This window comes from Pedobacter sp. N36a (assembly GCF_014472395.1).
In the GTDB taxonomy this organism is placed as follows: Bacteria; Bacteroidota; Bacteroidia; order Sphingobacteriales; family Sphingobacteriaceae; genus Pedobacter.
This window is the reverse complement of sequence record NZ_JACSZW010000001.1, coordinates 495,999-520,378: the sequence shown is the minus strand read 5'-3', so window position 1 is coordinate 520,378 and position 24,380 is coordinate 495,999. Positions and strand designations below refer to the sequence as shown.

Here is a 24,380-nt window from a genome sequence, read left to right as displayed (position 1 = left end):
AAATAAATTCTTATGAAAACTAACGTTTTAAAATATATATCAATTTTGCCGGTATTATGGCTTTTGAGCGCTGGATGCCAGAAGTTTGAAGATATCAATTCGAACCCGGATAAAACTACAGAGGTCAGCTCTTCTATCCTGGCCACAGGAATGATTCTGAACATCACCAGATCCGAAATCGCTAATACAAAGGGTTTCATACAGCCATTTTTATTAGCTAAATACATCACCTGGGGAGAAGGTCAGGAAAACCTGCAATACAATAAGCTAGGGAGAGCAGATTTTACTCGCCTCACCTTGCTGCGTAACATTCCGCCAATGGAAAAATATGCAACAAATGAAAGATTGAGGAAATCTTATCAGGCATTAGGTCATTTTATTCGGGCTTGGCAGTTTTTTAATGCCAGTATGCAGGTGGGAGATGTCCCTTATGCGGATGCCATTAAAGGAGAAAGTGAAAAAGTGCTGCAACCAAAATATGATACCCAAAAAACAGTATTTTTAGGGATCTTAAATGAGCTGGATCAGGCCAATCAATTATTTTCCGAAGGAGTCAATTTTGAGGGCGATCCGATTTATGGCGGAAACATAGACAACTGGAGAAGGCTGACGAATAGCTTCGAACTTCATGTCTTGATGAATTTGTATAAAAAAACAGGTGATGCAGAATTAAAAGTAATCGATCGCTTTAAGGATATTGTTGCTAATCGTCCCTTGATGCGTGATTATAAAGATAATTTTGCTTTAGCTTACAACAATGTTGCCGGACAAAACTATCCATGGTCGGATGTGCCGGCAGGTTCAGGAAATTCATTTGTAAAATCAAATTATACGATGCTTTCCAATACCTTGTTGGCACCTATGAAGGCGCTAAAGGATCAGCGTTTATTCTATTATGCGAAGCCATCACCCCTAAAAATTACCGCCGGATTATTGGCCTCAGATTATAATGCTTACCCTGGTGTAGAACCTGCTGATGCTTTTTCTAGTCTGCAAACCCGTAGGGTAGGAAAGGATTATGCAGATTTGAATAACCGTTATGTACAATTGGTGAATGCAGAAGCAGTGAGCTTATTTAGTTTTTGGGACCAGCAATTTATCCTGGCGGAAGCTAGTTTAAGAGGATGGATCAGCACTGCTACTGCACAATCTTATTACGCTTCTGGAATTAGCAGCTCGATGACTTTTGTAGCCGCGAGTACACCGGATATGGCAGATTATAACCACAATATGAAAATGGATGCGGCCTATATTTCGGCCTTCCCAAATACTGCAGGTGTAGCACTGGCAGGAACCAATGCACAGCAGCTGGAACAAATTATCACCCAAAAATACCTGGCTAATTTCTTACATGGAGGCAAGTACAGTGCCTGGATGGAGAACAGAAGAACTGGCTATCCGGTCTTTACTTTAAACAGCAGCACTAACTTAAATACACCTAGTACTAATTTCCCATTGCGCTGGCTTTATCCTGCCAATGAACTGGATTATAATGCAGCCAATGTTTCGGCAGCGATTCAGAGTCAATACGGTGGTAGTGATGATGTTAATCAGACGATGTGGATCTTAAAGTAAGATTTTATGTTATATTTATAATACGGTAAATTCTATGTAAATACCTAAAACAGAACGGCCAATGACACAAAGCAAGGGTTTAAAAAAAACACTGACTCCTTTTATGTTATGGGGACTTGGCGTTGGATATGTCATCTCAGGAATGTATTTCGGCTGGAATCTCGGCCTTGAAAAAGGAGGAACTGGAGGGATGGCCATTGCCACCCTTGCCATCATGCTGATGTACGTTACTTTTACATTTAGTTACGCAGAACTGGCTTGCGCAATTCCTAAAGCAGGAGGCGTATTCGATTATGCAAAAAGAGCAATGGGGGAAAATATCGGCTTTGTAGCCGGTATTGCCCAAATTGTCGAATTTATATTGGCACCGCCCGCAATCGCTTTTGCGATCGGTGCCTATTTTAATGCTTTCTATCCTCAGGTACCTATTCTCACTAGTGCCATTTCTATCTATTTTATCTTTACTGCATTGAACGTGTATGGCGTAAAAGCAGCAGCTTCATTTGAGGTGATCATCACGGTTTTTGCCGTTGGCGAGTTACTGCTGTTTTCCGGAATTGCCATGCCGAAGTTTGAAATGCAAAACCTCACACATCATGCGCTGCCTAATGGTTGGAGCGGGGTCTTTGCTGCCCTTCCTTTTGCCATCTGGTTCTTTCTAGGGATTGAAGGAATTGCGAATGTGGCTGAAGAAACAAAGAACCCACAAAGGGACATCAGCAGAGGATTTGGCTGGGCGATTTTCACACTGGCCATTTTGTGTGTCCTGGTTTTTGTGACGGCAACAGGGATTGCTGGTTGGGAAGCCATCGTTTATAAAAACGGACTGAGCGGTGAAACTTCCGACTCGCCGCTTCCGCTGGCATTGGCGAAAATCACCGGAAATAACCATTTGATGTATCATTTACTGATTACAGTTGGGCTTTTTGGATTGATCGCTTCCTTTCATGGACTGATTCTGGCCGCAGGTCGCTCCACTTATGAAATGGGGCGTGTGCATCATATCCCTTCGTTTTTAGGGAAAATATCCTCGCGATTTCATACCCCCGCAAACGCCCTGATTGGGAATATGCTGATCGGTATTCTAGCGCTGCTCTCCGGAAAAACCTCGGAAATTATTATCGTTTCCGTATTTGGAGCACTGACACTTTACATCATTTCGATGGTCTCCATTATGATTTTAAGGAATAGAGAACCGGATTTACCACGTCCATTCCGACTGCGTTTCTATCCTTTATTTCCCATTATTGCGCTGATCATCGCCAGTATATCCATCATCGCGATGTTTATTTTTAATCCTAAACTTGGACTGATTTACTTCTCCATTTTAGCGGTTACCTTTTTATTATACCGGACTTTTAAATCTGCAGATCAATGACAACAGAAGAAATTTTAGCTTATGTAAAACAACATCCCTCAGGTAAAGTAAAAGTGGCTGTTGCAGATATTGATGGCGTGCTGAGGGGTAAATATATTGCAGCAGAGAAATTTCTCTCTATTCTGGAGGGAAGGTTAGGCTTTTGTGACGTGACTTTTGGTTGGGATATGGGCGATGCAGCCTACGATAATGTCCGCTTTACAGGCTGGCATACCGGTTATCCTGATGCTCAGGTGAAGTTAGACCTGCAAACTTTCCGTAAGATCCCCTGGGAAAATGACCTTCCTTTTTTCTTGGGTGATTTTGTAAATGAGGAAGGTAAAGCCCTGTATGCTTGTCCGCGGCAAATGCTGCTTAAAATACGTTCGGAGGCCGAATCTCTAGGTTTCAAACCTTATTTTTCTCAGGAATTTGAGTGGTTTAATTTCGCCGAAACACCGGAATCCGTACACCAGAAGAATTTTCAGCAGCTGCAGCCTTTAACACCAGGAATGTTCGGCTATTCCATTTTAAGGAGCAGTTTGAAAAATAGTTATATGTCGGATTTGTTTGAGCTCCTCTGCAAATTTGGAATTCCTATTGAAGGACTGCACACAGAAACAGGACCAGGCGTGTATGAAGCCGCCATTAAATATGCAGGGGTTTTGGAAGCGGCAGACCAGGCGATTTTGTTTAAAACAGCAGTCAAAGAGATTGCCTACCAGCATAATATCATGGCCACTTTTATGGCTAAAATCAATGAAAATCTTCCGGGTTGCAGTGGCCATGTCCACCAAAGCCTATGGGATCTGGAAAGCAAACAAAACCTGTTTTATGAGGAGAAAGATCCATTCAAAATGTCGGCGTTGATGAAGTCCTATATTGCCGGACAGCTCCATTGTTTGCCCTATATTTTACCCATGATTGCACCGACGATCAATAGTTATAAAAGGTTAGTGGAAGGCGCCTGGGCACCTACAACTTTAACCTGGGGAATCGACAATAGAACGGTGGCTTTACGCGCATTACCTGGTCATACCAAAACCACAAGGTTGGAAACCAGGGTGGTAGGCTCAGATACGAACCCATACCTGGCTTTGTCGGCCTGCCTGGCTGCGGGACTTTATGGAATTAAAAATAACCTGGTATTAACTAAAGCCGCAACAGCAGGAAATGGTTATTTGGATATTTCCAATGGCATCCTTCCAGGTAGTTTACAAGAGGCCACCAGGAAAATGAAAGCATCGCCTTTGGCCGCCACTTTATTTGGTGCCGACTTTGTAGAACATTTTACGCTCACCAGAGAATGGGAATGCAAGCAGTATGCTAAGGCTGTGACCGACTGGGAGATGAAAAGATATTTTGAAATTATTTAAATCCGCTGAACCATGATATTTGATAAAATACATCAATTTAATTTTCCAACTACGATTCGTTTTGGTGCAGGTGTCATCAAAGAATTGCCAGCCTATTTAAAAGCCAATGGCTTGAGCCGTCCTTTGCTGGTCTCTGATCCTATAGTGGCAACGCTGCCCTTCTTTAGCGGTATTGTGGCCGATCTGAAAGCACAGGGTTTTTCGGTTGAGGTTTTTAGTGACATTCATAAAAATCCGGTAAAAAGTGATGTCTATAAAGGGACTGAGGTATGGGATGAAGAGGAGAGGGATGTGGTGATCGGAATTGGTGGTGGGGCTGCCTTAGATGTAGCCAGAGCTATAGTTTTAAGGGTGAACCATCGGGAAGACCTGTTCAAGTATGATGATTTGATCGGTGGAGATGTGTACGTGACCAATGAAGTGCCGCATTTTATTACGGTTCCTACGACCTCTGGTACAGGAAGTGAAGTGGGCAGAAGTGCGATCATTTCTGATGATGAAACACATCAAAAGAAAATCTTATTTTCTCCCAAACTGATGGCTAAAATCGTATTTGCAGATCCCCTTTTGACGATGGATTTGCCGCCGCATATTACTGCTGCCACCGGAATGGACGCCTTAACCCATAATATGGAGGCTTTCTTAGCTAAAAATTACCATCCAATGTGCGATGGAATTGCCTTGGAAGGAATTCATTTGATTAAAGGTGCCTTGGAAACTGCTACGCATCGGCCAGATGTGGAAAGCCGCAGCAAGATGCTGATGGCTTCTATGATGGGCGCAATTGCTTTTCAGAAAGGTTTAGGCGTAGTCCATTCTTTGGCACATCCGCTTTCTTCCTTGTTGGATACGCATCATGGTTTAGCAAATGCAGTGAATATCCCTTATGGGATGGCCTTTAACATTGCTGGGTTCGAAGATAAATTTAAGCGGATCGCGAAGGTACTGGAGCTGAAAGAAGAGAACGGTGCCGCGGTAGTAAATTACCTTTTTGAACTCAATTCTAGTTTGGGGATTCCACATCATTTGCGCGATATTGGCGTTGGGATGGAACATATAGAAACCTTGGCGGATCTCGCTTTTGCAGATTTTGCGCATCCGAATAATCCTAAGCCAGTGAGCAGGGAAGATTTTAAAGCTTTGTATTTAGAAGCGCTTTAGAAAATATTTGATGATTGTTAATGTATTTAATCCATGCGGAAAAAGATAGGAATTAGCTTCACAGAAGCAGGATTTCAAAATTATTGGAATTGGTTTACCGCTGCAGAACTGGCAGAAGACCTGGAATTACTTCAACTCTCTTTTGAAAAGGGAAATATAGAAGATATGGAGCAATGCGATGGTTTTGTGCTGACGGGAGGGATTGATGTGACGCCTTCAATTTCTGGTGGAGCGGAAGATTATCCTCATCGCCCTGCGGTATTCTCGCCGGAAAGAGATGAATTTGAAAGACAGATTTATGAATTTGCGAAAATAAAGCGATTGCCCTTACTCGGAGTTTGCAGAGGCATGCAATACATCAACATTTTGGAGGGAGGAGCGGTATTTGATGATATTGGTGCGCCTGAAAATGAGCTTCATAAAAAAGGAGAACTGGATAAAGTGCATGGGATAAAAGTGGTCAAAGGATCTTTGCTGGAGTCAGTTACAGGGCAGGATCAAGGCCTCGTGAACAGTGCACACCACCAGGCAGTGAATCCGAATCGGCTTGGTCGGAATTTAATGATCAATGCGTATGCGGTTTCAGGGAATGGAATAGTGGAAGGTTTGGAGTATAAGGATAAAACGAATAGTGGCTTTATGATCGCTGTACAATGGCATCCGGAAAGAATGAAAGAGAAAGAAAATCACCCTTTCTCTCAAAAGATCAAAGAACAGTTTATTCAGGAAGTAAGAAATCATCAGAAATGAACATCATCAATCCCGCTACAGAAGAAATTATAAAGACGGTTCAGGAAGACAGTCCTGCTGCTTTACATGAAAAATATACCGTATTGCGTCAGGCCCAGAAAGCCTGGGGCTTGAAAAAACTGTCGGAAAGGTTAGTAGTGGTACAGCGCTTTTATGAGCTGCTGGGCGAGCAAATTGAAGGTTTGGCCGCAGTTTTAACAGCCGAAGTAGGTAAACCTTTAGCTCAATCCCGCAACGAAATCAATGGAGCCAGGGCAAGGATACTTTGGATGATGGGCCATGCTGAGCGCTATTTATCGGAAGAACTAATTACGGATACGGAGGAGCTTCAAGAAAAGATTTCTTATGAACCACTCGGGGTGATTTGCAATATTTCGGCCTGGAATTACCCTTATCTGGTGGGTGTAAATGTATTTGTACCAGCATTAATGGCTGGAAATGCGGTGATGTATAAGCCCTCTGAATATGCTAGTTTAACGGGGCTGGAAATTGAGCAATTATGGAAAAAAGCAGGATTGCCTTCTGGTGTTTTTGAACTTGCTCTAGGTGCTAAAGAAACAGGCGAGGCTCTGCTGGAACTGGACTTTGATGGCTACTTTTTTACAGGGTCTTACCGTACCGGCAAGCATATTTATGAAAAGGTGGCACATAAAATGGTGCCTTGTCAACTGGAATTGGGTGGGAAAGATCCCCTGTATGTTGCTGATGATGTACTGGATGTGGCTGGAGTAGCTGCAGGTACTGCCGATGGTGCTTTTTATAACAACGGACAAAGCTGTTGCGCAGTAGAGCGGATTTATGTGCATGAGTCTGTTTATGAAGCCTACGAAGCTGCATTTTTGAAAGAAGTACAGTCCTGGAAAATAGGTTTGCCCACCGAAGAAGGTGTTTATATAGGTGCTTTAACCAGAAAAGAGCAATTGGATGTATTGGAAGACCAGGTGCAGGATGCCTTGTCAAAAGGCGCAACATTGCTGTATGGAGGAAAAAGAAGCGCAGGTAAAGGTTATTATTTTGAACCCACAGTATTGGTCAATGTAACGAATGAGATGAAAGTGATGCGCGAAGAAAGTTTTGGCCCTATTATCGGCATTATGAAAGTAAAAGATGATGAGGAAGCCTTAATCTTTATGAAAGATACTGCTTATGGCCTAACTGCTGCGGTTTATTCTCATGATGTGGATCGAGCACAGCGGATACTTTCTGATATAGATGCTGGTTCTGGATATTGGAATTGCTGCGATAGGGTAAGCGCAGGTTTACCGTGGAGCGGCCGGAAGCATTCTGGTTTTGGCGCTACACTTTCCCATCAGGGATTTAGGGCTTTTGTGAAGCCAAAAGCCTGGCACCTGAGGAAATAAAAAAATGCCTTTAATAATTAAACTGTCCCCAAAAAGTTAGACACTATTTGGGGGCAGTTTTGTTTTATTTTTTTGTTTCTTTTCTAATCACTGGTGCAATCGCTGTACCTAGTAATTCTATGGTTTTCAAAACCTGTTTATGCGAAATTGATCCGGTAACTAGTTGTGCCAGGAATCTGGTATTTTGGAAAAGTTCATATTGGTGCATGATTTTATCAATCGCTTGCTGCGGACTTCCGACCACTAATGGTCCATTACTGCGTAAATAATCGAATTGCTGTCTGCTCATCGGCGACCAGCCTCTATCCTTTCCTACCCGGTTCATTAATTGCTCATAAGAAGGGTAGAATTCATCGGCTGCCTGCTGTGCATTTTCTGCGACATAAAACTGTGAACTGATGGCCAATTGAAGTTTAGTGGGATCATGACCTGCTTCCGCAGCAGATTTACGATAGAGGTTGATAAAAGGTACGAATTGCTCTGGTGGACTGCCTAAAATTGCCACAGCCATAGGCAGGTTCATTCTTCCTGCGCGCTGTGCAGAGGTAGGAGTACCGCCTACGCCAATCCATATCGGAATGGATGATTGTATCGGACGGGGGTATACACCTCTTTTCACAATAGACTTCCTATGTTTTCCTTGCCAGGTGACGATTTCTTCTTCATTGAGCTGCAGCAATAAACCTAGTTTTTCTGTGAAAAGATCATCATAGTCGTTCAGATTGTACCCAAATAGGGGGAAGGATTCTGTAAATGAGCCTCTTCCTGCAATGATTTCTGCTCTTCCGTTAGAGATGAGGTCTACGGTAGCGAAGTTTTGAAAAGTCCGTACCGGATCTGCTGAGCTCAATACGGTCACAGAACTGGAAAGTTTAATGTTTTTAGTAATGGCTGCTGCGGCTGCCATCATAATTTCAGGGGAGGAGATGACAAAGTCGGAGCGGTGGTGTTCTCCAAATGCGTAAACATCAAGACCTACTTCATCCGCAAGTTTTACTTCTTCTAATAATTCCTGAACCCTTTTATGCGCGTTAACCGCTTTTCCCGCTACACCATCTGGTTGTAGCTCTCCAAATGTACTGATCCCAATTTCCATTATTTAATTTTAATATGCTTTGTTTTGATGATGATTTACTTGAACTCATTTTTAACGCTCGACCTCAAATCATACAGCAGCCATTGCTGTTGATTGATGGTCGCTTTCTCGGTAGCCAATAGCTTGATGAAATCTTTAACGCCAATAGGTTCGTTGCCATTTCCATGGATCAGCACGAGGCTTCCGGCATGACTCGACTGTCCTTTTGCCAGCCAGGCGTCACTTCCAATGGGAATAAGGCCATAACTTGTCACTTGATCTACTAGCTTTTGATTAGATACCAATCCTGGAAACCTGAAGAAAACCGAAGGTAGTAATCCCCGTTCAATCATGGCTTGTTCCAAGCCTAATATTTCAAAATTAAGGTCTGTTCCTGGTTCCATCAGGAAGTTGATATTTAAGGGCGCCTTTGGATTGTAGTGGTGGTTATAGGTATGATTGGTCCAGGTAATGTCCAGCTCGCCAGATTTTTGAAGTCTCTGCAGCCAGCGGATATCATCGGCATGGCCGAGCATAAATTTTCCCGTAATCGATAAAGCCAAAGGAACTGGCCGTTCTTCTTTTTGAAAGGCCGCGATCAATGCGGTAAATATGTTTCTGTCTAAGGGTTTATGGGATGGACAGAGGTCTATGGTGAGCGTGATCCCTTTTTCTTTGGGAAAGCCATGGGTGATTCCTGCATCCTGAAGATGCAGCGATTGCTGCCGGGCAGTTTGAAGTGCTTTGTAATAAGGGGTGTTTTTGAGGGATATCCCGAATTCCTGAAAGGTAATCGGCTTCAGTACAACCTGTTGGCTGTTAATGATTTGCGTTTCCAGTGTCTCTGGGTTTACGATCAGGTAAGATTGCTGCGTCGCTTGTTTAAATTGCCGTAAAACCAATATGTTTTTTCCTTCGTAACTGCCAGTTGCAAAATAGGTTTTGTACTGCTTTATATCGTTTTGAGCCTGTGAAAAAAGGCTGCAAAAAAGAAGCAGTAGTGTGGCGTGTAATTTTATCATCTGTAAATAGTTCTGAAATCAAGATTAATATAGCTTTTTCAGTTCAGAATGTGGTCCTCAGTTTTAATGATCAAAATATATTTTCCGATCTTTGGAAAATCAATGGCCCATAAACTACGTTTTGATGAGGATTAATTGATTTATCACGAAGAAACTACTGCTAAAAAGCAACATCAGATGACGGAAAAAGAATACTTAGATTATTGCAGCGCTCAGGTAACTGGAGCATTAAAAGAAGAAGATTTGATCTTAATGTTAACTGCTTGGGGACACATTAAGTTTTCTATAGGATATAATCAGGCATTAAAAGACAATGATATCGAGTTGAAGCTGGAAAGGGAGAACCCTTAATTTTAATTCCAGGCTGGCCGCAGACCTGTTGGTCATTTTATTCTGGAGGAGAAACGTCAGGAAACTGCCAGTCTGATGATAGAATTTCTAAAATAGCTATGATAGATAATCCCTTCTTTTTAGGGGGGATTATCTATGATCAAAAGACAGATGAAACCATAAGAATGCTGGAAAAGCACATTTGCTGACTAATCATTATTGATTAATTCCTCATCGAATAATTCAAAAAATAGATTCTGTAATTTATGGACATGCTGCAGTGTTTTAAAATCACCGGTATCGTCATTTGTCGGAACCTGCTTATAGCAATCATAATACTCATCTTCTTCTACATGAAATAGGAAGAAGTTGAGATCTTCATGCTGGTAATATCCGCCACCATTATCTTTAAATCCTAACCGGTTTACTAGCCAATCCGCATTGATGAGAATTGGATTTACCTGATCATGACTGCATTCCATTTGGACTGGATCTTTGCTGTTTCTCTGGTAAGCTATCTTTTGATTAGGCAGGATGCCAAGTACTTGGCAAGGATTAGCAAGCCCATTTAGGATTTCATCATTTGGGAATACATAATTACCAATTCTTAGTTCTTTTACATTCATATCTATTTGTAATTATTGAAATTCCGCTAATTTACTTTAAAACCATAGCAGGTGGACAATTTATATCACCTTATATTTTGGGAAAACTAATTGCTAACTCAGGAGGTTATTGAATTATACAGTGTATATTCATATTCATTTTGAGTTGGAAAATGGAAAAGACTGGATGAAATTTCAGGAGATAGTACGGTGAAGCACTTAAATAGTTATGAATTCCTAAATATAAATATCATGTCAAAAGAACCAATTTATACCTGTCCAATGCACCCTGAAGTCCAGAGTGATCTACCAGGTTCCTGTCCGAAATGTAAAATGAAACTTGTAGAGATAGATGTAGAGTCTGATGAAGTGATTGTTTAATGTTTGCTGCTATACAGCAAACTATTGTCTTCAGGGCCCCTTTTGATCTGCTTATTGAATAGCAATTTTACAGCTTATGCACAGTCAATTGCACAGGATAAAGTTGCTCAGCATTCTATTTGTCGTAATAGACTGCTGCAGTAAGTAGCAGTATGGGGAGTCTTATACCTAAGTAACTTTAACGTATAGGTAAGTTTTATTTATTTCAGAAGTTTAGTAAGATTATCCAGTAGAGCCTTATCTTTAAGATCACGGGCTACAATTTTCCCGCTGGGATCTATAAGTATATTAGCGGGAATTGAGGTTATGCCGTAAAGTAGTGCTGCCTCATTTTTCCATCCTTTCAAGTCTGATACTTGTGTCCAATCAAGTCTATCGTCTTTAATGGCTTTTATCCAGGATTTTTTAGTTTGCTTGTCATCCAGTGAAACGCCTAATACAGTAAAGCCCTTATCCTTAAATTTATGATAAGCTAAAATAATGTTAGGATTCTCGGCGCGACAAGGTGTAAAGTACTCCCTATTGTTAGGACGATAATCCTTACAATGTTAATTATTTAATTTTGTTGTTGTTGCTTGAGGTGTGGGAATGTGGGAAACTCCCTTCCGAGTTTTCCATATTTCCACACCCTTTTCTTTTTTGCTTCTTTTTTCTTTTAGATTCATGCTGCCAATTGTGTATAACTTTCAGCTGGTGTCTGTCTTTTTAGTGAGGTATGCCTTCTCTGATTATTGTAGAAATTAATGTACTCCTGGATTCCCCTGAATAATTCCAAGCCATCATCTGCAGGCTTTAAATAGATATGTTCGTATTTAAGGCTTCTCCAGAAGCGCACGGATAAAAATATTGTCCAACGCTCTGCCTTTTCCATCCATCGATATCCGTATTGTGTTGTCATCCAATACCTTTTGGAATTCAGCGGATGTAAACTGACTACCCTGATCGGTATTAAATATCTCAGGCTTCCCATGTAAGGCTATCGTTTCCTCTAATACTTCAGTGCACCAGGCTGCATCCATGGTATTGGAAACACTCCAATTTAAGATATACCTGCTTTTGACATCAATAACGGCCATCATGTACATAAATCCTTTTTTCATAGGGATGTAAGTGATATCAGTTTGCCATACCTGATTTACCCGTTTTATGATAAGACCCCTTAACAGATATGGATAAATCTTATGCGCTTTATTGCCTATACTCAATTTTTTTGCGGGATATACGGCCATAAGCCCCATTAATCGCATTAATCTGCGTATCCGCTTTACATTAACCGTATAGCCTTCGCTCAGGCACAAATAAGCACAAAGAGTCACTACACCAGTATGAGGATGTTCCAGAAAGTAGTTATCAATCAACCGCATCAATTCAAGATTTAGATTACTCTCACCCTGAGGCTTATAGTAAATCCTGACCTGTGAATATTCAACATACTACACTGATCGGTGATGCTGAACTGGAGATCTTTGACAATCATCAGCCTGCGTTCTGCAATGCAGTACTTCATTATAACTTTTTTTTAGCCACTCATTCTGCATCTGAAGTTTGCCAATTTGCTCGTATAGCCGCGCTTCATTTGCCTCCTGCTCTTTATTATTTGATGGCTTTTCCGAAAACAATAAAGAGCTGTTATCCAGGAATTGTTTCTTCCAAAGGGAAATTTGGGTAGGATGAATATCATACTGAACCGCGAGTTCAGCAAGTGTCTTTTGCTCTTTTAAAGCCTCTATGGCTACTTTTGCTTTGAATTCTGCACTAAATTTCTTTCTGCTTACTTTTTTCATCCTGCCTAAATTTACGGCTTTTATTTTTGCCTTAAACTATCGACCTAATTTTGGGGAGTATTATACAGATCACAGACCAAAAGTGGGGAAGAACCACTTTTCCCGAAATATACATCCTGGTACTATAGTGGAATATACGGCATATAGAAACGATTGATGAAAGGGAAGCAGAAGCAATATTCACGTGAATTACAATATTTGTGGCAAACAAAAAATCACTTTTGCAAAATCAGTTGACTTAGTTTACCTAGGACATTTATTTATGATAAAACATCATATATTTAGTTGAATAACAAAATCAAAACAATAAAGTGATTAGACTAACCATTATTTTATCTTTATGTACGCTTTCTGTGATTGCTCAGCCTGTGAAAAGAGCATTGTCGTTGAATTTAGATTTTGAAAATGTTGCAGATGTAAATTATAGTCCTGCTTCTTGGATCAAATATGGAGAAGGACATTCTGTTAAAATCGATTTTTCCGAAAAATACGGAGGGAGCTCCTCACTACTAATTAAATCTAAAGATAATAGGTTAGAAAAAGATTCAATGGCTCTTGTTTTAAATCGGATCGAATCATTGTTTAAAGGTGATATTGTAGAATTATCGGGTTATCTAAAATTAGATCATGTCGAAGGAAGATCTGGGCTAGTCTTAGTCATTAATGGAAAGAACGGACCTTTAGTTGCTGAGGAAATGAAAGATGTGAATCTCAACGGTACTAATTCCTGGAAAAAATATTCAATAAGGTTGAAGTTACCTGATTCAGTAGTGTCTATCGATTTCGGATTATACCAAATTGGAAAAGGACGACTATGGGCTGACAATTTAAAACTTTTAATCGATAATCAAGATATTTCGTTACCAATGGCGATTTTAAAAGATTCAAATGTTTCAACTGTTAAACAGGGAGTAATTTCTTCCGGCGACTTTTCTTCCAAATTTGGAAAGATCATAACTTCTGATTTTTTATTGAATGATTCTCTTTCTCGTGTTTCAGGTGTCCCAGCGGTTTTTAAGTTCGATAAATTTTATGAAAAGTATTTAAATGCGGCAGGTTTACCAATTATTGGTTCGAAGGCAGTGAGTGATGAAGCTTTTTACAAAACAAGAGAAGTGATCTTGATGATGCTTGAAAAGTGTCCATCTATAAAAGCTAAGCTTATTGATAACAATGCTAGAATAGCGATTCTAGGTAAAAATGAGTTAACTATCGATATCCCTGAATACAGCGGGATGGATGAGCAGATGAATACGAGAGCAAGAGGTTTTGGTGGAACAACTGAGCTTCCTCTGACTAGTTGTGGAGAAGAGAATATTTTATGTTTGAACAACGATCGGTATAATGGTGAGGATATATTGATACATGAGTTCGCTCACGCTATGCACTCAATGGGAATTTCCTTTATTGATATTGATTTCAATAATAAGCTTAACACTATATATTCGCAAGCATTAAGCGAAGGACTTTGGAAAGACACTTATGCTATTTCTAATCCGGCGGAATATTTTGCAGAAGGCGTTCAATCTTGGTTTAAAGTAAATAAAAAAGAAGCGGTCACCAACGGAATTCACAATGACATTAACACTCGTGATAAATTAAAGTTATATGATCCAAGATTACACGATCTTATAAGCATGTATTTCGCTGTTGATAAAAAAAATGTAAGCTGCCACTGCCACCAGCAAAAAGATAATAACAATTATTGGATGCCATGGTATAAGGAAAAATAATACATATAGTTAAGCGCCCTCGACAATTTACTACTTGTGCAGGTTGTATTCCAGGGCGGCAAGGATATGGCCCAGTGACAACCGTATTAGACAATCTGGAAAGAACCGGCTGATGCTTTTCCTTTTTCAATAACTTCTAAAAAAATAGGGTTATGAAAAAGAGAAAAGCAAAAAGAACTAAGTCAGTTATTGATATTGACCTTCAAATTGGCAAGATAGTCAGTGATTCTGAAAAAATGAAAACCGAAGCTTTACTGAATTTAATTGCAAAAATTATCCTCGACATAACTCTAAAGGAGATTTATTCAAAAGATGAACCACCGGAATAGAGGGTTGGGTTGATAATCAGTTGATTGTGTTCATGATTGAACGATGAGTCGGGTGTGGGAGGGGAGTCGAACTCTTATCTATTTGATTATCATGTATTTAAAAATACGCCAATAAAAAACAAACCTCTATTTTAAAGAACTAACTATCTGTAGATCAGTAAAATAGAGGTTTTAACTGTGGAGCCGAAGGGGTTCGAACCCTTGTCCAGTTGTGTGATAAGTTATGCCTTCTACATGCTTGTTTTCCAATTTATTGTCGGGAGCAGACGGGCCGGAAACCTACCTTGTCTTTTTCCTTAGGTACTTTATCTCGCCGCTAATCCGTACCTATCAGCAGCCAGCATTGTTATTTCGATGCCCCATATTCTAACCTAACAATGCAGCAGTCAGAGGGACAAAAGCTAGCGTAATTCTAAATTAGGCAGCTAAGGCGTAGTTATTTTCGCCAATTATAGTGTGAACGTTCTCTTTTAAGTGCTCGCCGTACAACGCACTGCATGCTAACATACGTAGCGCCACCCTGTCAAATCCAAAACGGCCCCATGTGTTAGTAACACAAATCTACGAAATTTATGCCATAGTTCTACCAGGATATTGTTTTAATGCAATTTCCAGACAATCCATAGCTTGGTTAATATCATCAGTATTTAAGACATAAGCCATTCTCACTTCGTTTTTTCCAGAACCAGGAGTAGAGTAGAAACCTGTAGCAGGAGCCATCATAACTGTTTGATTGTTATGCTCAAAGCTTTCTAACATCCACTGACAAAATACGTCAGCATCATCAATTGGAAACTTCGCTACCACGTAAAATGCACCGCCTGGATTCGGACAAAAAACACCTTCAATTGCATTCAATCTTTTTACAATTGTATCCCTGCGAAGCGTATATTCTTTATTAACGGCCTCAAAATAACTGTCTGGAGTGTCTACTGCTGCGGTACCGGCAATCTGTTCGACCATTCCCGGACTTAATCTTGCCTGAGCAAATTTTAACCCAGATTGGATCACTGCCTTGTTTTTAGTAATCAAACAGCCTAACCTTGCGCCACAAGCACTGTATCTTTTAGATACGGTATCCATGATCACTACATTCTCTTCTAATCCATCTAAATGCATTGGAGAAATGAACTCTTTTCCATCATAGCAGAATTCGCGGTAAGCCTCATCAGAAAACAAGAATAAATCGTATTTCAAGCAAAGCTCTTTTAGCGCTTCTAATTCTTCTTTAGAGTATAAATAACCAGTAGGGTTATTCGGGTTACAGATAATAATTGCTTTGGTGCGCGGCGTGATTAATTTCTCGAACTCAGCGATAGGAGGAAGGGCAAAGCCATTCTCAATATGTGATAAGATCGGTTTTACCACTACATTACTCATACAGGCAAAACCATTATAGTTGGCGTAGAAAGGCTCTGGAATAATGATCTCATCACCTTCATTTACGCAGGTTTGCATGGCAATAGTGATCGCCTCTGATCCACCCACCGTCACTAAAATATCTGCTGGAGTGATGTTATAACCTAATTTGTTATAGTATTCCGCTAATTTGGTCCTGTAAGATAGCGTCCCTTCTGATGGGGTATAAGCCCATACGTCAAAGTCTATGTTTTTGATGGCATTTAACATGCCTTCTGGTGTAGCTATATCTGGTTGGCCAATGTTCAAATGAAACACTTTTTTGCCATCTTTTTTTGCCTGGTCAGCAAATGGAGTTAGCTTTCTGATTGGTGATGCGGGCATTTGGAACCCTTTTTCTGAAATGTTAGGCATATCGCAAAAATAAAAGACCTCGTTGTGGAACGAGGTCTTAATAAAAATATCGTTTATAAAATTACTTAGTAGGAGCCGCTACAGTTTCACCTTTAATGTATAAAACTTTAGTAGTGGTTTTAGCATTTGAAGTGATCGTAATCGCTTTGCTGAATGGCATTGCAGCACCAGTTGGGTTATAAGTAACTTTGATGCTACCAGCTTCTCCTTTTTTAACAGGAATTTGAGTGTATTCAGGAACAGTACAACCACAAGTCGTTTCTACTTTTGAAATGATTAATGGTTGATCGCCAATGTTTACGAACTTAAATTCAACGGTTGCAGCTTTGTTAACAGGGATTTTACCAAAATCGTTCAGCTCCTTATCAAATTTGAACTCAGCCGGTTTAGTTTGAGCATTAGTAGCAATACTTACTCCTAAAATTAATGTAAATAATAGTAATAACTTTTTCATGATTATGGTGATTTAAAGCAAATTTAAACTTTTGATTCATAAATCAAAAAGTATTCCAATATATAAATTACAGAACAGCCATAAGTCATACTTTAGATTTTATGTATCTTTGTGCCCTAACTAATATTGCTTATGATGCCGGATATTACACCTACTACCAATCCTATTGACGCTTCAGAGTTAAGTTTTGAGGACTTCAAGACTATTGTGGTAAACGATTATAAAATAGCTTTCGAAAGTAGACAAGCCAGTTTATTAGGTCGTAAGGAGGTATTAACGGGCAAGGCTAAGTTTGGTATTTTTGGTGATGGAAAGGAAATTCCACAGATTGCCATGGCGAAGGCCTTTAAGAATGGAGATTGGCGCGCTGGGTATTACAGAGATCAGACTTTTGCATTTGCGACAGGCATCTGCACCATCAAAGAATTTTTTGCCCAATTATATGCCAACCCTAGCGTTGAAGCTGAGCCTGCATCCGCAGGCAGACAAATGAACTGTCACTTTGCAAGCCGTTCTATCGATGAAGACGGAAATTGGAAAGACCAGACAGCCATGAAAAACTCTTCTTCAGACATTGCACCAACTGGTGGACAAATGGCGAGATTAGTCGGACTGGCTTATGCATCGAAATTATTCAGACAGAATCCTGAACTGGAATACCTGAAAAACTTTTCTGTGGAAGGAAATGAAGTAGCTTTCGGAACGATCGGCAATGCCTCGACTTCTGAAGGGATCTTTTTCGAAGCTATTAACGCGGCTGGTGTATTACAGATTCCTATGGCCATCTCTGTTTGGGATGATGGATATGGAATTTCTGTTCCTGCAAAATTTCAAACCACTAAAGAAGATATTTCTGAGATTCTCAAAGGTTTTCAAAGGGATGAAAATGCAGAAGGATATGAGATCTTTAAAGTACGAGGCTGGGACTACCCGGCGCTATGTGAAACTTACCAAAAAGCGATAGATGTTTGCCGTACAGAACATGTACCGGTAATGATCCACGTCACCGAGGTGACACAGCCACAAGGACACTCTACTTCAGGTTCTCATGAGCGCTATAAAGATAAAGCGCGTTTAGATTGGGAAAAAGAGTACGATTGTATCCTTCAGATGCGTAAATGGATGATCGAATCTGCCATTATCTCTGATGAGGAATTGGTGGAAATGGAAAACACGGCTAAGAAAATGGTTCGTGATACCCAGAAAGAAGCCTGGAATGAATTCCTTGCCTCTATTAAAGCTGAAAAAGACCAGGTAATTGAGCTGATCAATAATGTAGCTAACGGAAATCCTGCAATTACCAGAATTACTGCTCAATTGGCCAGTACGCCTGATGCCATGCGTAAAGAAGTGATTTCTTCTGCGAGAAAAGCATTGCGCTTAACCGTTCATCAGTTGAGCAGCGAAAGAACAGCACTGTTGCAATGGTATAACGAGCAAAGTGAGCTGAATGCAGAAAGATACAACTCGAAATTATTTACCGACGGAAAAGAAAGCCCATTCTTAGTAAATGAGGTTAATGCGGAGTATTCTGAATCCAGCAAAATGGTGGATGGACGCGAATTGCTAAACGCTTGTTTTGATGCAAACTTTGGCCGTGATCCAAGACTAGTTGCTTTTGGAGAAGATTTAGGTGCCATTGGTGATGTAAATCAGGGTTTTGCTGGCTTACAGGCTAAATATGGAGACCTGAGAATTACCGATACAGGAATCAGAGAAATGACGATTGTTGGTCAGGGAATTGGATTGGCATTGAGAGGCTTAAAGCCAATCGCTGAAATTCAATACCTGGATTACCTATTGTTTGCACTGAATGTATTGAGTGATGATCTGGCCAGTTTATCTTACCGTACTAAAGCTGGACAAAAAGCACCAGTCATCATCAGAACCCGCGGACACAGATTAGAAGGCGTATGGCATTCTGGATCTCCTATGGGAATGATCTTAGGTTCATTGCGCGGATTACACATTTGTGTGCCTCGTAACATGACTCAGGCTGCCGGTATGTACAATACTTTATTTAGATCTGACGAACCCGCTTTAGTCATTGAATGTCTGAATGGATATAGATTAAAAGAAAAGCTTCCTGAAAATGTAGGAGAATATACCGTTCCATTAGGTAAAGCTGAAGTGGTAAAAGAAGGAACAGATTTAACGATCGTTTCTTACGGTTCAACGCTCAGAGTAGTCGAAGAAGCGGCTGAAGAACTGGCTCAATTCGGTATTTCTGTGGAGATTATCGATCCTCAGACCTTACTTCCTTTCGATACAGATAAACTTTGCGCCCAGTCATTAACAAAAACCAACAAATTACTGGTGGTAGATGAAGATGTGCCAGGTGGTGGATCTGCTTTCATTTTACAGCAAGTGCTAGAAGAGCAAAAAGGTTATTATAGCCTGGATGCACAGCCAAAAACGATCAGCGCAAAAGCGCATCGTCCTCCGTATGGTTCAGATGGTGATTATTTCACTAAACCTTCTGTAGATGATATCGTAGAAGCTGTTTACCAAATGATGCATGAACATAATGCAGTTAAATATCCCGCTATATTCTAATAAATTCTGACTTATATAAAAAAAGGTGTTTCTCAATGAGGAACACCTTTTTTTATGAGCCAGATTTCTGACCATTAAGCGGCGCTTGGATTAGTCCAATTTGCTGCTCTTATTTCTAAGTAACTGATCTGCTAACACCAAGGCAGCCATTGCTTCCACAATCACGACTGCACGAGGTACCACACATGGATCATGACGACCTTTTCCTTTAATTTCTGCGGCCTCACCAGCTGCATTGATAGTCTGTTGGTTGTGCATAATCGTTGCTACAGGCTTAAAGGCAACTGTAAAGTCGATTTGCATGCCGTTAGCAATACCTCCCTGAATTCCTCCAGAGAAGTTGGTTAATGTTCTAGGCTGATCTTTTCCAACAAGGAAGATGTCATTGTGTTCTGATCCTCTCATTTCGCTTCCGCTAAATCCTGAACCATATTCAAAGCCATGTACCGCATTGATGCTCAGCATTGCTTTTCCAAGATCAGCATGTAATTTATCAAAAACAGGCTCGCCTAAGCCAACCGGACAATTTCTGATGATACAGCTTACTTTTCCACCAATCGTATCCCCATCTTTTCTAATGCCATCAATACATTCGATCATTTCCTTTGCCGTAGCAGGGTCTGCGCAACGTACGATGTTTTCTTCTCTGATCTCCAATAGCTGATCTACAGTTAAAGAAGCTTCCAGGTTTGGCGCATTAATTTTGCCTACTGCAGATACATGGGCAAAGATTTCAATACCATGGTGTTTTAAAAACAACTTGGCAATCGCACCAGCAGCTACGCGTGCAGCAGTTTCTCTTGCGGAGGAACGGCCACCACCACGGTGATCGCGGATGCCATATTTTGCATCATAAGTGTAATCTGCATGAGAAGGACGGTAAACATCGGTATTGTGACTGTAGTCTTTGCTGCGCTGATCTTCATTTGGAATCAGCATCGCAATAGGAGTACCAGTACTCTTACCTTCAAATACGCCAGAAAGAATCTGAACAGTATCGCTTTCTTTCCTTTGTGTGGTAATTTTCGATTGTCCGGGTCTGCGTTTATCCAGTTCCGACTGAATAAAATCCAGATCTATGGGCAATTGTGCCGGACAGCCATCTAAAATAACACCAATAGCTGCACCATGTGATTCGCCAAAAGTGCTGATGCGAAATAATTGTCCGAATGTATTACCTGCCATTTTTCGTTAGTTTATAGGTTAATTTAAATCACTGTAACTGTAAATCCTGCTTTTTGCAGGTCTTTCCAAAAGTCTGGGTATGATTTCTCTACCACATCCATTTCTTCCAATACCACTTCTTTGATCAGCAAACTAAGCGGAGCAAAAGCCATCGCCATGCGGTGATCTTCATAAGTGCTGAAAGTAACGCGCTCAGGGAAATGAAGGTTCTCGCAGTCTAAAGTATAAACCAGGTTGTCTTCATTTAAAGTTACACCAATTTTTGCAAGTTCATTTTGTAAGGCTTTAACACGGTCGGTTTCTTTAATTTTTAAGGTTTCCAATCCGGTGAAAGCAAGGTTTTGCTTCAAAGCAGCTGCACATACGATAATGGTCTGTGCTAAATCCGGACAATCTTTAAGGTCTAAAACTTCTGATCCGAAATCTTTATCCGTAGAAGTCAACGTAATTCCTTGAGCTGTGGTTGTGGTTTTTACGCCAAAAGCAGTCATGATAGACCGGATTCGGCTATCACCTTGCAAGCTTTTTTCTTTTAAATAAGGAAGCGTGATTTCTGCTTTTTCAGCCAGACAAGCAATGCTGTACCAGTAAGAAGCAGCGCTCCAATCTGGTTCTACTACTAATGTTGCCGCTTTAAAAGGCTGTGGTTGGATGCTGATGTTTTGGCCATCCCAAGAATGACTGATACCGGCTTCTTCCAGCATATTCAGTGTCATGTTTACATATGGAAGGGAGGTTAATTCGCCTTCAATCTGTAAAGTAAGACCCTGTTCCAAAGTCGGGGCAATCATCAGCAAGGCAGAAATATACTGACTGCTGATGTCTCCCTTGATTTTTACAGTTGCCTGAGTTTGTTTTAATGGACCCTGGATGTTCAATGGAGGAAAGCCTTCTTGTTCAGCATAGCTGATATCGGCGCCTACTGTTTTTAAAGCTTCTGCTAGAATACCGATCGGACGTTGTTTCATTCTTTCGGTCCCAGTGAGCAAAAACTCACCTGGAAGGGTAGGAAGGTAAGCCGTTAAAAAGCGCATGGCAGTACCCGCTGGTCCCACATCAACGGTTTGTTGATGTGGAGCTGCGGTTGAAATCTGATTTAAGATGCGTTCAAGTGTAACGGAATCGGCAGCGATAGACATATTCTCTACTTTTACCGCTCCCTTACTTGAAGCACTAATGATTAATGCCCTGTTGCACTCGCTTTTTGAACCCGTAAGGGTGATCTCTGTATGGATTTCTGTGTTTCCGGTAAAAGAAACAAGTGCATGCTTACTCATTCTTAAGATTTAACTTCTGTATGTGTTTCTGCTGCAAGACCTTTTTCTACTTTGCCAGCGTTCATGATTTCTGTTTGCTTACGGATAGACTCACCGTGAACCAATTCTAAGAATTTCTCAGTAAAGCTCAGGTCTAATTTCAATGCCTTTGCAAATGCTTTACCTTTGTTCATGATCGAATCCCAACGGTTAACTTGTAAAATAGTTACTTGGTTATCGCGTTTGAACTCGCCAATTTTACCTACAATCGCCATACGCTCACCTAGTTTCTGTAACAATTGATCGTCAATTTTGTCGATCTGCTTACGTAAATCAGCCAATTGATCTACAAATGCTTCGTTTTGAGATTCTGGCTCACGAACTGTTAAACGCTCTACAAGCTCACTTAAAGCTGCAGGAGTTACTTGTTGTTTAGCATCTGTCCAGGCTACTGATGGGTCAACATGGGACTCAATCATTAGACCTTGCATGTCTAAATCAAGCGCTTTTTGGGAGATGTAAGGGATTAATTCGCGGTTACCGCAGATATGACTTGGGTCGTTGATGATCGGAAGATCAGGACATAAAGTTTTCAATTGAATCGCAAGTTCCCACATGGGTTCGTTACGGAATGAGCTTTTCTCGAATGAAGAGAAACCACGGTGAATCGCACCTAATTTAGTGATACCAGCACCGTTGATACGCTCTAATGCACCAATCCACAATTGAAGATCAGGATTAACTGGGTTTTTAACCAATACTGGAACGTCAACACCTCTTAAAGCGTCAGCAATTTCCTGTACGCAGAATGGATTTACAGTTGAACGTGCACCAATCCAAAGGATGTCTACACCAGCCGCTAAAGCTTCTTCCACATGTTTTGCGTTGGCAACTTCTACAGCAGTAGGTAAACCTGTTTCTGCTTTTGCTCTCTTCAACCACTCTAATCCAATGCTTCCGATACCTTCGAATTCTCCTGGACGAGTACGTGGCTTCCAGATACCAGCTCTAAGAACAGATACTTTACCTGTTGCAGCTAGTAAATGTGCGGTAGTTAACAATTGTTCTTCAGTTTCTGCACTGCATGGTCCTGAAATGATTAGTGGTTCGTTGTTGGTGTTCAACCAAGTACTGATTGGCTGGATGTTCAATTGTAATTTCATTTTTGTTGGGGTTTTTATTGTATGTTTTATGAAGGGTTTTCTATTTGTATCGGGGTTTTCTTGTATTAGACTTTATCGTTTCTTAAGTATTCTCCCATGATATTGAAGTTTACCGTGTATTTTAAAGTTTGACGGATGGCTTTGTCATATTGTTCATTGCTGGTCCATTCCATGTCTACATAGAAGTAGTATTCGTTTCTTTTACCAAGAACAGGCATGCTTTGAATTTTTGTTAAGTTCACTTCCTGCTCCGCAAAGATGTTGAGTACTTTAGATAAGGCTCCAACATGGTTACCTACCTGGAAGCAGATGGATGCTTTGTTGATTTCCGGCAAATCGTCTGTTTTGTCTTTTTTTAACACTAGGAAACGCGTGTAATTCTTTTTGTTGGACTCAATTCTTCTTTCAATGATGTTTAGTCCGTATAATTCTGCAGCTAAAGTATTTGCGATAGCTACGGTGTCAGTTAGTTGTTCTTCTTTAATGCGTTTTGCACAAGCTGCAGTATCGTTGCTTTCAATCACTTGGATATGTGGGAAATCATCGAAGAAATCTACACATTGACGAATCGCAATCGGGTGGGAAGTCGCAAATTTAATGTCTTCAAATTTAACCCCTGGCAAAGCCATCAGGTGCAATTGAATCGGCAGGTAAACCTCACCAACGATGGCGAAATTGTACTCACGGATCAGTGTGTAGTTTGGTAAAAGGCTCCCCGCAATAGAGTTTTCAATAGCCATGATTACAAAATCAGACTGCTTGTTTTCCAGGCTTTCGCAAGTCTGTTTAAAAGAATTACATTCTATGGTTTCAATGTCTTTTCCGAAGAACTTGAAAGCGGCTTCTTCGTGAAATGACGCTTTAATACCTTGAATTGCTACTCTTGTTTTTTTCTGTTTCATTTTGCCTAATTGAATTTTCTGTGGTTCTTATTGCTTCCGGAAGGATGGTGTTGCTGTTCTTCTGCGGGGTCCAAATTTTTTCTTAAAAAAAAAGTCCCGGCTTTAGGCCGGGACTTTTCATATACACTCTTATCTTATGATTTATGTTGCATATCAGTCCCGGCTCTTACTAAAGTAGTAAAAGTAACCAAACCAATATGTAGTAACATTTTTCATCTCGATTGTTTTTTCGTTTTCGTTTTTCCAAATGTA

At 40.5% G+C, this 24,380-nt stretch carries 23 protein-coding genes, 1 other RNA gene and 1 pseudogene; 11 read left to right on the top strand and 14 right to left on the bottom strand.

Annotated elements, in window-relative coordinates:
- Positions 1-12 precede the first annotated feature (12 nt).
- The 6 genes from H9X96_RS02440 (at position 13) to H9X96_RS02415 (ending at position 7,580) form a co-directional block, all read left to right on the top strand.
- A complete protein-coding gene (locus H9X96_RS02440; protein WP_187664735.1) occupies positions 13-1,575 on the top strand; it encodes a SusD/RagB family nutrient-binding outer membrane lipoprotein in 1,563 nt (520 codons plus the stop codon).
- A gap of 61 nt (positions 1,576-1,636) precedes the next feature.
- Positions 1,637-2,953 carry an ethanolamine permease gene (gene eat / locus H9X96_RS02435; protein ID WP_187664734.1) on the top strand — a complete coding sequence of 439 codons (1,317 nt, stop codon included), beginning with the start codon at positions 1,637-1,639 and terminating at the stop codon, positions 2,951-2,953.
- Entirely contained in the window at positions 2,950-4,308 is a 1,359-nt protein-coding gene (locus H9X96_RS02430) for a glutamine synthetase family protein (RefSeq protein ID WP_187664733.1), read from the top strand. The genes eat and H9X96_RS02430 overlap by 4 nt, the downstream gene beginning before the upstream one ends.
- A gap of 12 nt (positions 4,309-4,320) precedes the next feature.
- On the top strand, positions 4,321-5,469 hold the full coding sequence (locus H9X96_RS02425) for an iron-containing alcohol dehydrogenase (protein WP_187664732.1): 1,149 nt from the start codon (positions 4,321-4,323) through the stop codon (positions 5,467-5,469).
- Between the two features lie 33 nt (positions 5,470-5,502).
- Positions 5,503-6,219: a gamma-glutamyl-gamma-aminobutyrate hydrolase family protein gene (locus H9X96_RS02420; RefSeq protein WP_187664731.1), complete on the top strand. Its 717-nt coding sequence runs from the start codon at positions 5,503-5,505 to the stop codon at positions 6,217-6,219.
- Positions 6,216-7,580 (top strand): aldehyde dehydrogenase family protein, encoded by a 1,365-nt coding sequence (locus tag H9X96_RS02415; RefSeq protein ID WP_187664730.1) that lies wholly within the window; start codon positions 6,216-6,218, stop codon positions 7,578-7,580. The genes H9X96_RS02420 and H9X96_RS02415 overlap by 4 nt, the downstream gene beginning before the upstream one ends.
- A gap of 64 nt (positions 7,581-7,644) precedes the next feature.
- Here H9X96_RS02415 and H9X96_RS02410 read toward each other — a convergent pair whose 3' ends face one another.
- Both H9X96_RS02410 and H9X96_RS02405 read right to left on the bottom strand, forming a co-directional pair.
- A complete protein-coding gene (locus H9X96_RS02410; protein ID WP_187664729.1) occupies positions 7,645-8,676 on the bottom strand; it encodes an Atu2307/SP_0267 family LLM class monooxygenase in 1,032 nt (343 codons plus the stop codon).
- A 35-nt stretch (positions 8,677-8,711) separates the two neighbouring features.
- Complete coding sequence (locus H9X96_RS02405; RefSeq protein ID WP_187664728.1) at positions 8,712-9,677, bottom strand: polysaccharide deacetylase; 966 nt, start codon at positions 9,675-9,677, stop codon at positions 8,712-8,714.
- A gap of 177 nt (positions 9,678-9,854) precedes the next feature.
- Here H9X96_RS02405 and H9X96_RS02400 point away from each other — a divergent pair, with 177 nt between their 5' ends.
- A complete protein-coding gene (locus H9X96_RS02400) occupies positions 9,855-10,028 on the top strand; it encodes a hypothetical protein (protein ID WP_187664727.1) in 174 nt (57 codons plus the stop codon).
- Positions 10,029-10,216: 188 nt separating this feature from the next.
- Here H9X96_RS02400 and H9X96_RS02395 read toward each other — a convergent pair whose 3' ends face one another.
- Complete coding sequence (locus H9X96_RS02395; protein ID WP_187664726.1) at positions 10,217-10,633, bottom strand: hypothetical protein; 417 nt, start codon at positions 10,631-10,633, stop codon at positions 10,217-10,219.
- Positions 10,634-10,864: 231 nt separating this feature from the next.
- On the opposite strand from H9X96_RS02395, the gene H9X96_RS22665 reads away from it, so the two are divergent.
- Positions 10,865-10,993, top strand: a complete 129-nt coding sequence (locus H9X96_RS22665) for a heavy metal-binding domain-containing protein (RefSeq protein WP_222943815.1) — start codon at positions 10,865-10,867, stop codon at positions 10,991-10,993.
- A 200-nt stretch (positions 10,994-11,193) separates the two neighbouring features.
- Here H9X96_RS22665 and H9X96_RS02390 read toward each other — a convergent pair.
- The 4 genes and pseudogenes from H9X96_RS02390 to H9X96_RS02375 form a co-directional block, all read right to left on the bottom strand.
- A pseudogene (locus tag H9X96_RS02390) lies at positions 11,194-11,490 on the bottom strand (peroxiredoxin family protein); the annotation flags it as partial.
- Between the two features lie 164 nt (positions 11,491-11,654).
- Positions 11,655-11,864: an integrase core domain-containing protein gene (locus H9X96_RS23050; protein WP_370576702.1), complete on the bottom strand. Its 210-nt coding sequence runs from the start codon at positions 11,862-11,864 to the stop codon at positions 11,655-11,657.
- Positions 11,806-12,402: an IS3 family transposase gene (locus tag H9X96_RS02380; RefSeq protein WP_370576708.1), complete on the bottom strand. Its 597-nt coding sequence runs from the start codon at positions 12,400-12,402 to the stop codon at positions 11,806-11,808. The genes H9X96_RS23050 and H9X96_RS02380 overlap by 59 nt, the downstream gene beginning before the upstream one ends.
- Before the next feature lie 24 nt (positions 12,403-12,426).
- Positions 12,427-12,777, bottom strand: a complete 351-nt coding sequence (locus H9X96_RS02375) for a transposase (RefSeq protein ID WP_187664723.1) — start codon at positions 12,775-12,777, stop codon at positions 12,427-12,429.
- Between the two features lie 311 nt (positions 12,778-13,088).
- On the opposite strand from H9X96_RS02375, the gene H9X96_RS02370 reads away from it, so the two are divergent.
- On the top strand, positions 13,089-14,510 hold the full coding sequence (locus H9X96_RS02370; RefSeq protein ID WP_187664722.1) for a hypothetical protein: 1,422 nt from the start codon (positions 13,089-13,091) through the stop codon (positions 14,508-14,510).
- 152 nt (positions 14,511-14,662) lie between these two features.
- On the top strand, positions 14,663-14,839 hold the full coding sequence (locus tag H9X96_RS02365; protein WP_187664721.1) for a hypothetical protein: 177 nt from the start codon (positions 14,663-14,665) through the stop codon (positions 14,837-14,839).
- A 175-nt stretch (positions 14,840-15,014) separates the two neighbouring features.
- Here H9X96_RS02365 and ssrA read toward each other — a convergent pair.
- The 3 genes from ssrA to H9X96_RS02350 form a co-directional block, all read right to left on the bottom strand.
- Positions 15,015-15,381: a transfer-messenger RNA gene (gene ssrA, locus H9X96_RS02360) on the bottom strand.
- 28 nt (positions 15,382-15,409) lie between these two features.
- Positions 15,410-16,612: a pyridoxal phosphate-dependent aminotransferase gene (locus tag H9X96_RS02355; protein ID WP_187664720.1), complete on the bottom strand. Its 1,203-nt coding sequence runs from the start codon at positions 16,610-16,612 to the stop codon at positions 15,410-15,412.
- A gap of 61 nt (positions 16,613-16,673) precedes the next feature.
- Positions 16,674-17,066: a DUF1573 domain-containing protein gene (locus tag H9X96_RS02350; protein WP_187664719.1), complete on the bottom strand. Its 393-nt coding sequence runs from the start codon at positions 17,064-17,066 to the stop codon at positions 16,674-16,676.
- A gap of 132 nt (positions 17,067-17,198) precedes the next feature.
- Here H9X96_RS02350 and H9X96_RS02345 point away from each other — a divergent pair, with 132 nt between their 5' ends.
- On the top strand, positions 17,199-19,622 hold the full coding sequence (locus H9X96_RS02345; protein ID WP_187664718.1) for a thiamine pyrophosphate-dependent enzyme: 2,424 nt from the start codon (positions 17,199-17,201) through the stop codon (positions 19,620-19,622).
- Between the two features lie 90 nt (positions 19,623-19,712).
- Here the strand turns inward: H9X96_RS02345 and aroC are convergent, their stop codons facing one another.
- The 4 genes from aroC to H9X96_RS02325 all read right to left on the bottom strand — a co-directional run bounded on the left by aroC (position 19,713) and on the right by H9X96_RS02325 (position 24,128).
- A complete protein-coding gene (gene aroC / locus H9X96_RS02340; RefSeq protein ID WP_187664717.1) occupies positions 19,713-20,807 on the bottom strand; it encodes a chorismate synthase in 1,095 nt (364 codons plus the stop codon).
- Positions 20,808-20,830: 23 nt separating this feature from the next.
- On the bottom strand, positions 20,831-22,084 hold the full coding sequence (aroA, locus tag H9X96_RS02335; protein WP_187664716.1) for a 3-phosphoshikimate 1-carboxyvinyltransferase: 1,254 nt from the start codon (positions 22,082-22,084) through the stop codon (positions 20,831-20,833).
- A gap of 2 nt (positions 22,085-22,086) precedes the next feature.
- A complete protein-coding gene (locus tag H9X96_RS02330) occupies positions 22,087-23,226 on the bottom strand; it encodes a chorismate mutase (protein ID WP_187664715.1) in 1,140 nt (379 codons plus the stop codon).
- Positions 23,227-23,291: 65 nt separating this feature from the next.
- Positions 23,292-24,128, bottom strand: a complete 837-nt coding sequence (locus tag H9X96_RS02325) for a prephenate dehydratase (RefSeq protein WP_187664714.1) — start codon at positions 24,126-24,128, stop codon at positions 23,292-23,294.
- Positions 24,129-24,380: the final 252 nt, after the last annotated feature.